At 49.4% G+C, this 12,720-nt stretch carries 8 protein-coding genes and 1 pseudogene; all 9 read right to left on the bottom strand.

Translation table 11 applies throughout. The features are described from left to right. Positions 1-257: 257 nt before the first annotated feature. Entirely contained in the window at positions 258-2,483 is a 2,226-nt protein-coding gene (locus BLQ82_RS22035) for an MMPL family transporter (RefSeq protein ID WP_062522586.1), read from the bottom strand. A gap of 853 nt (positions 2,484-3,336) precedes the next feature. Continuing rightward, on the bottom strand, positions 3,337-4,104 hold the full coding sequence (locus tag BLQ82_RS22030) for a carbohydrate-binding protein (RefSeq protein ID WP_062522588.1): 768 nt from the start codon (positions 4,102-4,104) through the stop codon (positions 3,337-3,339). A gap of 353 nt (positions 4,105-4,457) precedes the next feature. Then, a pseudogene (locus BLQ82_RS33235) lies at positions 4,458-4,673 on the bottom strand (transposase); the annotation flags it as partial. Between the two features lie 530 nt (positions 4,674-5,203). After that, complete coding sequence (locus BLQ82_RS22020; protein ID WP_062522590.1) at positions 5,204-7,117, bottom strand: ABC transporter ATP-binding protein; 1,914 nt, start codon at positions 7,115-7,117, stop codon at positions 5,204-5,206. Beyond that, positions 7,114-8,874: an ABC transporter ATP-binding protein gene (locus BLQ82_RS22015; RefSeq protein ID WP_062522592.1), complete on the bottom strand. Its 1,761-nt coding sequence runs from the start codon at positions 8,872-8,874 to the stop codon at positions 7,114-7,116. The genes BLQ82_RS22020 and BLQ82_RS22015 overlap by 4 nt, the downstream gene beginning before the upstream one ends. Then, complete coding sequence (locus BLQ82_RS22010; RefSeq protein ID WP_082722624.1) at positions 8,867-9,253, bottom strand: MarR family winged helix-turn-helix transcriptional regulator; 387 nt, start codon at positions 9,251-9,253, stop codon at positions 8,867-8,869. Before BLQ82_RS22010 ends, BLQ82_RS22015 begins: the two co-directional genes overlap by 8 nt. A 423-nt stretch (positions 9,254-9,676) precedes the next feature. Then, positions 9,677-11,077, bottom strand: a complete 1,401-nt coding sequence (locus BLQ82_RS22005) for a hypothetical protein (RefSeq protein ID WP_062522596.1) — start codon at positions 11,075-11,077, stop codon at positions 9,677-9,679. Positions 11,078-11,211: 134 nt separating this feature from the next. Continuing rightward, entirely contained in the window at positions 11,212-11,496 is a 285-nt protein-coding gene (locus BLQ82_RS33110) for an aspartyl-phosphate phosphatase Spo0E family protein (RefSeq protein ID WP_062522597.1), read from the bottom strand. 110 nt (positions 11,497-11,606) lie between these two features. Further along, positions 11,607-12,530, bottom strand: coding sequence for a cidABC operon transcriptional activator CidR (cidR, locus tag BLQ82_RS21995; protein WP_143013518.1), 924 nt, complete (start codon positions 12,528-12,530; stop codon positions 11,607-11,609). Positions 12,531-12,720: the final 190 nt, after the last annotated feature.

Here is a 12,720-nt window from a genome sequence, read left to right as displayed (position 1 = left end):
GACGAATTCAAAGGTACTTTTACCTTTCATTTCGCCAGATAGCCCGCTTATTGCGGTATTACTGCCGTTGATTGCTTGCCTAACCTAAACAGGGATGCCCTGCTGACCTATACGGCACAGCGGGGCATCCCTGTTGTATATTAATGAGCAGCCGCATATTACAGCAACGGGGACGTCGAGAAGCTCCCTGCTCAATACTCCTCATGTTCTCGCCCAGCCCGTCCGCACCTCTTTATTGTATTGGCCCTCTCCCTAAATTAATCCTCGCTCACTAACAGCGCTCGCTCCTGCTCCTGATGCTTACCCGGCCAGAAGGACCAGCGGCCCAAGAGTACGGTAATTGCCGGCACCAGGAAAGGGCGGACTACGAAGGTGTCCAGCAGCACCCCAATGGCGGTGATAATGCCGAACTGCACCAGCACTTGAATCGGCAGGCTGGCCAGCACCGCAAAGGTTCCGGCCAGTATGAGCCCGGCGGAGGTGATGACCGAGCCGGTCTCATTTACTCCTTCAGCAATGGCCTGCTTCAGCGGCATAATTTTGCGTTTTTTCCAGATGTTCGAGATCATGAAGATGTTGTAGTCCTCCCCCAGTGCAACCAGGAACACGAAGGAATACAGCGGAATAGCGCCCTGAATGGCGTCTGCTCCCATAAGATAATGAATAATAATCCAACCCAGCCCAAGCGCTGAAAAGAACGACAGGATTACGGTTGCCACCAGATAAACCGTCGCTACCACAGAACGCAGATAGATCAGCAGCAGCACGGTAATCATCCCGATAACGACCGGAATAATCAGAGCCGTATCTCTCTCCCCGAGTTCTTTGGTATCGTACTGGGTCGCAGTCTGTCCGCTGATCCACACACTATCCTTGGCGTTGTCCAGACCCGATTCAGCCAGCGCCTGTTCTACGGATGCCTGAAGCGCCGGAATGTGGCTCATGGCCTCCAGAGAATATGGATTGCTTGTGAATTCTACATCATACCCGAGGATATTATGGTTGACCGCACCCTGCTGGGGATCGGACACCGTATCAATATAAGAAATACCGCTGAGAACAACCTTGATATCCTCCCCGTTCACCTTACCCTGCGTATCAATCATCAGCTTGGCCGGAGCCAGCTCGCCGGGAGAGAACTGGGTGCCGATAAGGTCAAAGCCCTCGCGCGACTCCATATCCTCCGGAAAAGATGAGAGAATATCGTAAGTAAACTTGATCCCGCTGGAAAAGGTGGCGAGCACCCCCAGGAGAACCACTGTAATGCCTACAATCACCCAAGGGCGGGAAACCACGAGATTGCCGATCCCTTTTTTGCGTGTTGATTTGGGCTGCGGTGCCGGTTTGCCCTTCGCTTTGGCCCGGTCGGCTTCCATCTGCGGAGTACGCGGAATAAACGGGAAAAAGGAGGTGCGGCCAAAAATCGCCAGCAGCGCAGGCACCAGCGTCAAGCTGGCTATCCCCATAATCAGAATCGAGACGCTGAACGGAACGGCGAACCGGTGATACGCACCGTATTTGGCCAGCAGCAGCGCAAACAGCGCCAGCACAACTGTAAATCCGCTCATGGCGATAGCGCCGGAAGAATGTGTGATTGCACGCAGTAATGCGTGCCCCTTATGCTCCTCCACCTTCAGCATCTGGCGGAACCGGGAAATCAGGAACAGGCAATAGTCCGTACCCGCACCGAACAGCAGCACGGTCATAATGGAAATGGCCTGGGAGTCTACGGTGATCCAGCCTTCCTGGGCCATTTTTCCGAGCACAGGGCTGGTAACACCATAGGCAAAGCCTACCGCCACCAGTGGAATCAAGGCCAGAATCGGCGAGCGGTAGATGAACAGCAGGAACACAAGCACCAGCACGACCGTTGCGATCAGCAGTGAGACATCCGCATTCTGGAACAGTCCAGTCGCATCAACGGAGATCCCTACCGGCCCGGATACCCGGAGGCTTAGATCATTACTCTCCGTCTTCGCTGTGGAAGGGTCACTGCCTGTCTCTGTTTTTATTACTTTTTTCATTTCCTTTAATGCTTCACCGAGCTGGCCGCTGTCCGCCGTCTTGTCAAAAAGCACCGGGGTAACCAGTGTGCTGCCATCCTCTGACAACGAAGCCTGAAGCGCCTGCGGCGGCAGCTTCCCGAGCGGCGGAACATAGTTCTGATGTGCCAATGGCTGCTGCTCAAGCTTGCTGTACACAGCGGTGATATGAGCCAGATCCTCCCCAGACATTCCGCCTTCCCTATGCCATACGAGCAAGGCGGGGACGCCGCTGCCAGCCGGAAACTCCCTTTCAGCAACGGCTGAAGCCCGCACCGACTGCAAATCTTCAGGCAGGTTGGATGCATTGTTCAGCTCCTGCGAATTCACCGAAGGCCATAACATGGTGAGTGCTCCCACAACCGCTATCCAGACGATTAGGGTAACCCACTTTGTCTTGCTGCCTGCCACCCATTTTCCGTAGCCTGACATTCCGTTCATCCTCTCTTCGTGTCCTCCGGCCTCAAAATGAACCGTGGGTCATTTTTATACCCTTATCATATATACCCTAAAAATTTTAATCAAACCCTTTTTTCAAAAGATCGCGATATCCTTAGGTTTATATGCCAAAGATCTTAGGGTTAGTGCAGAATCTTATGCAATACACCATAGCGCTGAAATTTGTATGGCTGGAGCATGTTCAATATAGGGCATTATGATTATGCTTGCACTTTATGCAACAGAATCCCTGTATATTGCGGCAAAATCGCATTCTGCTGTATTTGGTGCAATTGATTTGTGCAATTAGGGGCCAAAGTCCATTTTTCACAGAAGGGGCTGTCCCAAAAGTAGATATTCTACTGACGAGTCAGATTCTCAAATTTCTCAAAAGCTTCAAATGTTAAAAAAGCAGCGATTCTCCCGTTTTTGGAGGATCGCTGCTTTCTGTTTTTGGTCCATTGTGCGAAAGTTGGGGCGTTGCCGTCCGGAACCTCTCCTTTGAAATGGTTGTGTGGTAACTCCATTTTACCAAAGGACGGTTTCTTTTTGTGATTTTAGAAAGATTTGAAGAAACTTTTTCCGCTTAAACAGCGGAGAGGACGGAACGATTGTGGAAAAGCGGTAGCGGTCGCCTTTGTCCACGGATTTTCACCGCTAAGGAGAATAAATAAAATCTGGGGACAACAGCGATTGGAACAACGGTCCGTTCGCGGAGCGTCCACCCAAGGGCTCACGTTGATCCTACTCCAAAATAAGGGGCTGTCCCAAGCAGCCATTCATGGCTTTTGGGACAGCCCCAAAGGTCCGTTTTAAACAAGGGGAAGAGCATTAAGTTCACGTATATATTTCTGTATTAATGGCGGTTTACTGTGTAGTTGTTCCCGTAATTATTATCCCAATACGTTTGTCCATTTGCGGTGTAGGAGATAGCGTACTGAATTTGCGTAACACTTGGGTCAATATTATTAAAGCTGAAACCCCAGATTTCTACGCTGCCATCGGAGTTCGCCGGTATGGAGTAGCTGGCGAATCCTTCCCTGGTTGTATTCCAGTTATCGGTTGTATATTTGATTTTAACCTCTTTGCTGGGGACTAAATTTTTGACATATACACTTCCCGAGAAGGTGTTCTCATATAAATCATCGTAAGCGCGAAAAACGTTCGGTTTACCAAGAATGGTTGAACTTTCATTAAAACGGCTGACGGAATAGTTTTGTCCGTTGTTATTGTCCCAATACGTTTGTCCATTGACTTCATACTTAATTGCAAATTGAATCGTTTGGGCATTTGTGAGCTGCGGATTATTATTGTTTATGTTATCGGTGGAAACTATAAAACCCCATTTTTCATGCGTGGAGTCCGTTGGGCCTTGATAGGAGGCGTTCGTATCATACCACTGACCGTCTCCAGGAGTATAGTGAATAGTTACAGTTTTTGGGTTGCCCAGGTTGCTTACTTCGATATTGCCGCTGAATCCAACGTATCCAAACTTGTAAACATATAGATTGGCTGAAGTCAGTTGAACAGGCTGGTCACTGGCAAAGACAGATTGTGCAAACGTTAGCACAAAAACAGCTGCCACAACCAAAATCGATAAACTCTTCTTCATCTTGATGAACATTTTACGACATCTCCTTTTTTTTAGTATGAAATTCAGGATAAATATACCATAAAATATACCAATAGTAAACATATTTTATGTTAATTTTTTATTAAATGGATATGATTAGTTTTCATAGATAAGACCGTAACAGCAATCGTTTGCACATTTGTGTAATCTTTTGAACATAAGAATATCTCTGGAGCACAGCGGACGGAGGCTATTCCTGGACAGAGCTTCATCCCTAATGACCAGCGGGCGAAGCGGAGGCAATGGGAGAAATGTAGAAGGGGCTGTCCCAAAAGTAGATTTCTTTGACTGTGATAGCTTTCTTCATTCTTAAAACCACAAAAATTGAGCAAAGCAGCGATTCTCCCGTTACTGGAGAATCGCTGCTCCCGAGCCTGACTCTGGTACCGCAGTCGTTCCAAACTGACGACCACTTCTCGATTTCCTTCGGCTTTCGTACATCGTTCCTTCAGTGGGCAGCCCTCGCAGCTCTGGCTACGGTAATGACGTTTTCGGATTTCATATCCACTCACTAACGTTTCCTTGCTTTCTTTGCGGAAATGCAGCGTTTGTCCGGCGGCGATTTCTTTTTTGTGAATTTAGAAGGATTACAGAAACTTTTTCCTTTAAAAGCAGCGGAGAGGACGGAACGATTGTGGAAAAGCGGCAGCGGTCGCCTTGTCTCCGGATTTTCACCGCTAAGGGGAATGGAAACAATCTGGAGACCACAGCGATTGGAACAACGGTCCGTTCGCGGAGCGACCACCCAAGGACTCACGTTGATCCTACCTTAAAAACAAGGAGCTATCCCAAGCAGCCATTACATGGCTTTTGGGACAGCCCCTTCCGTATCCTGGCTGCTTCCAGGGCAATCTAATGCACAAACTGCAACAGATTTTGTTTCTCGACAGCTCCCAAGGCAGTCTACTCCAAGGCAACAGCTTCTGTTTGCTTGCGGATTGTATTATCAGCGGCGGGAAATCGAAGAGGCTTATATTATGAAAAAAAGTCCCCTGTCCACAGCATGTACGGACTGCTGTGAACAGGGGGACTATTTAAGCGGCGGTATGCCGCATAGGAGCAACTATCCATTGGGATTCATTATATTCTTTTAACCTACATCCGGCAGACCCTCATCGGAGAACTGGCTGTTGTACAGATCCGCATAGAATCCGCCAGCTTCCAGCAGTTCCTCGTGGGTTCCTTTTTCAATGACGCTGCCCTTGTTCATAACGAGAATCAAATCGGCGTCACGGATGGTGGATAGACGGTGGGCGATGACAAAGCTTGTTCTGCCTTTCATCAGCGTGTTCATCGCCTTCTGGATTTGGACTTCAGTCCGTGTATCGACGCTGCTTGTCGCTTCATCGAGAATCAGGATGGAAGGGTCCGCCAGAATTGCCCGTGCAATAGTGAGCAGCTGCTTCTGCCCCTGCGAAATGTTGGAGGCTTCTTCGTTCAGAATCGTGTTATAGCCAAGCGGCAGTGTACGGATAAAATGATCGGCATGCGCAGCTTTGGCGGCCCGCACCACATCGGCTTCTGTAGCACCCTCGCGGCCATAGGCGATATTGTCACGGATGGTTCCGTTGAACAGCCAGGTATCCTGAAGCACCATCCCGAACTTGCTGCGCAGCTCACTGCGCTTCATATCAGTAATGTTGACACCGTCGATGATAATCTCCCCGCCGCTGATTTCATAGAAGCGCATCAGCAGGTTGATCAGCGTCGTTTTGCCGGCACCGGTTGGCCCTACAATGGCAATGGTCTGTCCGGGGCTGACCTCAATGTTCATGTCTTCAATCAGAATAGCATCTTCCTTGTAGCCGAATTTCACATGACGGAATTCAACCGAGCCTTCTTCTGCATCCACTGGGCGTTTGGCCAGGGACGTACTGACTTCAGGAACTTCCTCTTCTTCATCCAAAAGCTCAAATACACGTTCTGCCGAAGCAATCGTCGATTGAATAATGTTGGCAATATTGGCCGTTTGCGTAATCGGCATGGTGAATTGGCGCGAATACTGGATAAATGCCTGAATGTCCCCGACATCAATAATTTTTTTGGTGACAAAAATACCGCCAACCACACACACCAGCACATAACCCAGGTTCCCGATGAACATCATCAGCGGCATGATAATACCGGAAATGAACTGTGCCCGCCAGCCGGAATCGTAAAGCGAGTCATTGATTTTATCAAACTCGCCCAGCGAGTGCTTTTCGCGGCCAAAAGCTTTGACAATGCGGTGACCGGTGTACATTTCTTCAACATGCCCGTTCAACTGGCCCAAAGATTTCTGCTGCCCGATAAAATAAGTCTGGGAACGTTTGGTGATGCCCATAATGACCACAAAGCTCAGCGGCAGTGTAATAATCGTGATCAGAGTAAGCCAAGGGCTAATGGTCAGCATCATGATAATCACACCGATAATGGTCACGATAGAAGTTATGAGCTGTGTCAAACTCTGCTGCAGCGTAGTGCTGATATTGTCCACATCATTGGTGGCCCGGCTGAGAATTTCCCCGTGGGTCCGGGAGTCAAAATATTTCAGCGGCAGCCGCTCCAGCTTGCTGTTGATCTGCTCACGCATATCAAAAACAACCTTCTGCGCCACACCGGACATTACATACTGCTGCACATAACTGAACAATGAGCTGAGCAGATACAAAGCGCCCAGAATAATCAGAATATCATTAATATAGCCAAAATCAATCGCAGCGCCAGGCACACCCTTCATCATGCCAAAAGCGCCTTCGAACAACTTGGTCGTGGCTTTACCCATAATCTTAGGGCTGAAAATACTAAATACGGTACTGGCAATGGCCATAATAAAAACAATAATGAGCTGCATCTGGCGGGGCCGCAGATAGCGGATTAGACGGCGCAGCGTCCCCTTAAAATCCTTGGCCTTCTCAGGAGGCAGCCCCATGCCCGGACCGCCGGGTCCACCAGGGCCGCGTCCGCCTCCGAATCCGCCATGCCGGCGGGGAGCCGGTTTACTTGCATTATTCTGTTCGCTCATGCTATTTCCTCCTCTGACAGCTGCGAGGACACGATCTCGCGGTACACTTCACTGTTATCCATCAACTCGCGGTGTGTGCCCATGCCGGCAATCTGTCCTTCATCAAGCACAATTATCCGGTCGGCATCCATGACCGTGCTGACCCGCTGGGCTACAATGACTACAGTTGATTCCGTGGTTTCGCCCTTAAGTGCAGCCCGCAGTTTGGCGTCGGTCTTGAAGTCCAGGGCAGAGAAGCTGTCGTCGAACAAATATACCTCCGGTTTTCTTACCAGCGCACGGGCAATCGAAAGACGCTGCTTCTGCCCGCCGGAGACGTTCCCCCCGCCCTGGGAAATTTCTGAATTGAAGCCGTCTTTCATGGCGGAGACGAAATCGTAAGCCTGGGCGATCTTAGCCGCATGGATGATTTCTTCCTCTGTGGCTTCTTCTTTGCCGTAGCGGATATTCTCATTGATTGTACCCGTGAACAGCACGGCTTTTTGCGGAATATAGCCAATCTTGCTCCGCAGCTCTTCCTGTGTCATCTCCCGCACATCGACTCCATCTACACGCACTGCACCTTCGCTGACATCGTAGAATCGTGGAATCATGCTAAGCAGAGTGGATTTGCCTGAACCTGTACCGCCGATAATCGCTGTGATCTCACCGGGCTTGGCACTGAAGCTGATTCCTGACAATGCAGGCTGTTCCGCACCAGGATAAGAGAAGGATACGTTATCGAACTCAACGAACCCGTGCATATTGCCGCGGCCGTCCTTACGGGTCGCTGCAGCTGTAGTCTGGAGCTGTCCGGCGGTCGGATCTGTAATTTCAGGCATCATGTCCAGCACCTCATTAATCCGCAGTGCGGAGGCAGAGGCCCGGGGAATCAATACGAACATCATGGATACCATGATCAGGGAGAACATAATCTGCATTGCATATTGAATAAAAGCCATCAGCGAGCCGACCTGCAAATCCCCGTCGCCGATCCGGATACCGCCGTAATACAGAATGGCAATCATCGAAAAGTTCATAACAATCATCATCAGCGGCATCAGACCGGCCATAATCTTGTTGACCTTGATGGCAGTATCCGTGAGATCTTTGTTGGCTTCGGTAAACCGTTCATTCTCATGACTGATCCGGTTGAAGGAACGGATGACGCGAATACCTGTCAGATGCTCGCGCAGCACGCGGTTCAATTTGTCCAGCTTGACCTGAATCGCCTTGAACAGCGGGAGGCCCTTCATCCCGATGAAGAGAATCGCGCCCACCAGCAGCGGAATTACCACAACAAAAATCAGGGAAAGCTTGGCATCCTCCGATATAGCCATAATAATACCGCCGATCATCATCATCGGCGCACCGATCATCATGCGCAGCATCATAGTAAGCACGGTTTGTACCTGTGTAATATCATTGGTGGTACGTGTAATCAGCGATGCTGTTCCCAGCTTGTCGAATTCATGCAGGGTGAAATTCTCTACATGATTGAACATCCGCGAGCGGGTATTCTTACCGAAGCCTGCGGCAATTTTTGCTGACAGGTAACTGGCAATAATTGAGCATAGGGCTCCTCCGGCGGCAACCAGCAGCATGAATCCGCCGATTCTCCAAATATAACTGCGGTCTCCCTGGACAATCCCTTTGTCGACAATGTCGCTCATCAGGGTAGGAAGATACAGATCGCCCATGGACTGCAGAAATACGAGAATCAGCACGGCTGCGATAGCCAGCTTAAAGGGCTTCAATTGTTTCATTAATTTAATCATGTTTCTCATCTCCGTTCATTTGTAACCGGTCCAAATTGGGCGGTGGATTATCCTCAATGAATCGGTGCACCTTCAGCAGCAGCTCTGCCAGCTGGTTGCTCTCGTCTTCACCCAGATAATCCACCAATCTGTTAAGCGCTGCATTCATATGCTCTTTTGCCCTGCGGGTAATTATTCCCCCCTGCTCCGTCAGCTTGATACGCACAACCCTCCGGTCGTTTGCATCCGGCAGTCTTTCTACCATTTGCTTGGCTTCAAGACTGTTAATAAGCTGCGTAACGGTTGGAGGCGTGAGTCCCATGAAACGGCTGATTTCGGAAACCTTCAACCCTTCGTCCTCCTCACGCGAACGTCTTGCGATAGTTATTAATAAAGTCATCTCACTAGGCTTATGGCCTTCCACCGTGTGCTGCCAGTGTGTTTTACGCAACTGCCGGAGTGCGGCAAAAAGCTTGTGCGCGACTGGATTTTCATGATTTATCCCAATGCTTCCACCTCGATTTTATTTAGGTATACAAATTATTAAATACTATATTAATTAGGATACCTAATTATATTTCCGGCCAGAAGCTTTGTCAATTCTTGAATGCGTTATCAATTATTACGGAATGAAGAACATCGCCTAAACATGCCGGAAACACAAAAACCCCGCCAGTAAGCGGGGTTTTGTGGTGCGGCTGTCATGGGTGCTTGTCCAATCTGCTTCGGATCTTAGTAGCCTATTCCATGCTCCATTGTCGTAAAAGATCCACCAGCTGATCCTGAATTTTCTGCAGGTACTCTCGGGCCGATCAGAATAAAGCTAAATAATGCCAGAACGCTGAATGCCGTTAACAGTGTTTTCTTCATTTTTCCTCAGCTCCTTTAGGGTTTCCCCATATTTCTTCTGTTGCTGCTCGGTTGCAAAATGCCTGTACGTCTCAAATAGCGTTACACAATCAATGATGCTGGCCGCACCATTCAGCCGAATGGCCAATTGCAGAGACTGCAGAATAGTCTCTACTCCTTGATTATACTGCCCCCGGTCCAGAAGGTACATTGAAATCTGGTAGCGCAGGCGATATAACCGGTCAATATTGATCGGGTCCATGAATTGCTCAAAGCGGACCATTTCGCGGGAGAACTGCGCCAACACCTTATCGACAGAGAAACCATATCGGTTGGCGGACTCAACAATAACTACCAGCCCTGGCAGGATTTCACCGGGGTTGTTGGCCAAGAAGGCGGAATAGGCCGGAAGCGCCGCCTTGTTGCCTATCAGCATCTCAAGGGTAAAACCGTTGGCTACCGCAAAAAGGCTGAAGTCTTTTACAACCTCCCGTCCCTCTTCATCCAAAATTTCAAACCAGTTCAGATCGGCATATCCAGCAGTGTATTTTTTGGCTTCCTCATATCTTTCTAACTTGGTGAGTGCAGTTGCTTTGAGTAAATAGCCTTGTGCATAATATAGAACCAATGGCCGGAACAGGTCCAACTCTTCACCCCTGCGGTTGCTCTTTCTGCGCAGCTCTTGCCGGTAAATGGCGTTAGCCAGAGCCCTAAGCTCATCAGCGTACTTGCCCATATCCTTCCACTTCTGCAGTGTGAAGCAGACATTAGCCAGCTTAAGCAGGCCATCCAGCTGCATATTCTCCGGAAGACGGCCGCGATAGGGCTCAAAGGTTATGACTGCGCGCAGCTGCTCTTCTTTGTCCACCAACGATTCAAGCGACTTGAAGATACGGTATTGGCAAATCGCCATGCGTTCAGAATAACTGTCCATTTCGTTGTCTACAATAATTTTATAAAATACCAGGGATTCCTGAATCTTTCCGTTTGCAAAAAGCTTCTCCGCCACAGAATACAAGATCCCCAGCGGCTTCGGGTACTCCATGATCCGGTTCAGGGCATCTTCGATGCAATGCTGCTTGCCGATTTCGGCACAGCGGATTAGAAATGGTTCAATCCTCCGGCGGGAGATCCGCTCCTCGCTGAAGCATTCATCCACATACAGCGGATAGAGCCATCCTTCTGGAAACCCAAAGGCTCTGGTGACCGCATCCAGCTGTCCCAATGACATTGGCTTAGGGGGATTCCCGTGGAGAATCGCACTGAGACTGCCACGGTTCAGACCGGAAACCTTGGCAAACGAAGCGAGATTATGGCCCGAGCGGGAAAGATGCTTCTCAATTTCTGAGCGTATGGTTGTCAACTTTGCCTCCACCCGGCACCTCCTCCGTTAATTTCAAGATTAACCTTCTATTAATTGACATTATAGGTGATGACTATAGAAAGTACAACAAAATGACCCCACAAAGTGGGGCCTTTATTTGTAACAAGTTTATGTCCGAGGATAGGCTATTGCTGCAGCACAGCATTATTGCGAATTCTCTGGCTCTTGGTTTTCTTTCCGTAAGCGGCAGCAGCGTTCTTGCGGCTGCGCAGACTTTCCATCATTTTGTTCTGGGCAAGCACGATATAACCGTCCAGCCGCTGACTGAGCTCCAGGACCGCATGGTCGCTAAGACTGCGTTCCTGTGCAACCTCCAACAGTTCAGATCTAAGACTCTCTATAGTTATATACAGCTCATCTTCTCTATACTCTTTTCCAAGTTCAGCGGACGAATTCTGGTAAAGGTTCACGGTTACTCACCTTCTCTCCTGATCAACTTCCCCTCTATCATAAGTCATGATGCCAAAAAACATATTTTGAAAAAAAAGAAAAAAATGTCGATCAGCATCCAAACCTATTTTCACAATTCAGGCTGTCCGGCTTCTCCAGGCGGGAGGTAACGCTCCCCCAATACTCCCATGGCAAAATGAATCCACTCGCGTGCGGCAAAAGACAAGTAGCGGTCTCTGCGCCAGATCATGCCCAGCTGCCAGGGGATTACAGGCTCAGTCAGCGGAACCACGGATACCCGCGTGCGGTCCATGTCCCGGCAGATTCTCTCCGGAAGCAGGGCAATCCCCATTCCTGCCTCCACCATCCGGCTGATTAAATCCCACTGCGAACTCTCATATACGACCTTTGGCTGAAATCCCGTCTTGACACACTCCGTAATAATCCGGTCATGCAGCGCAAAATCCTCCCGGAACAACACGAACTCCTCTTCAGCCAATTCCCTCAGCGGCACGGAGGCTCTGCCCGCCAAACGGTGGCCTGCCGGCACCAGAAGCTCAAGCTTCTCTTCCACAAAGGTAAAGCAATGGAATATGGCTGTATTCACCGGCAGGACGATGGCCCCGATATCGAGCAGTCCGGTTTCCACGTCATCCTCCACTTTTTTGGCTCCATCTTCGTGCAGACGGATGGTCACATCCGGGTAGCGGCGGTGAAATTCACCGATGACTGCGGGGAAGAAGCTTGCCCCCACCATAGGCGGCAGCCCGATGCGGATATGCCCCTGCTTCAGATTGCGCAGACTGTCCAGCTCCGAAGACAGGCTCGTGAAAGATTCCACAATATTCTGTGCTTTGGTCAGCAGAATCTCTCCGGCATCTGTCAGCCGGATGCTTTTTCCTTCACGGTAAAAGAGATCGGCCCCCAGCTCAACCTCTAAATTGCGGATCATTTTGCTGATGGTGGGCTGGGAGATATACAGGGATTCCGCAGCTCTGGAAAAGCTGTTTAGCCTGGCCACCTGGACGAAATACTGCAGCTGCCGGATATCCAATTTTTTCGCCTCCATGTATAGATGAGTGGAATGTTACATATTCGATCTATTCATTTTACCTATGAAAGAAAAGGATGTAAACTTTCAGTAATAAGAAAAACGGCCGCGCCGTCCTCTGCAAGAAGGCGGCTTCCGTTTTTTCAAAAATAGAAGGTTAACGGAAGTGTTCTTCTATTTCATGAAAGGAACG

Origin of the sequence: Paenibacillus jilunlii (assembly GCF_900102965.1) — a bacterium.
GTDB classification, from domain to species: domain Bacteria; phylum Bacillota; class Bacilli; order Paenibacillales; family Paenibacillaceae; genus Paenibacillus_AQ; species Paenibacillus_AQ jilunlii.
This window is presented reverse-complemented; position numbering and strand designations above follow the sequence as displayed.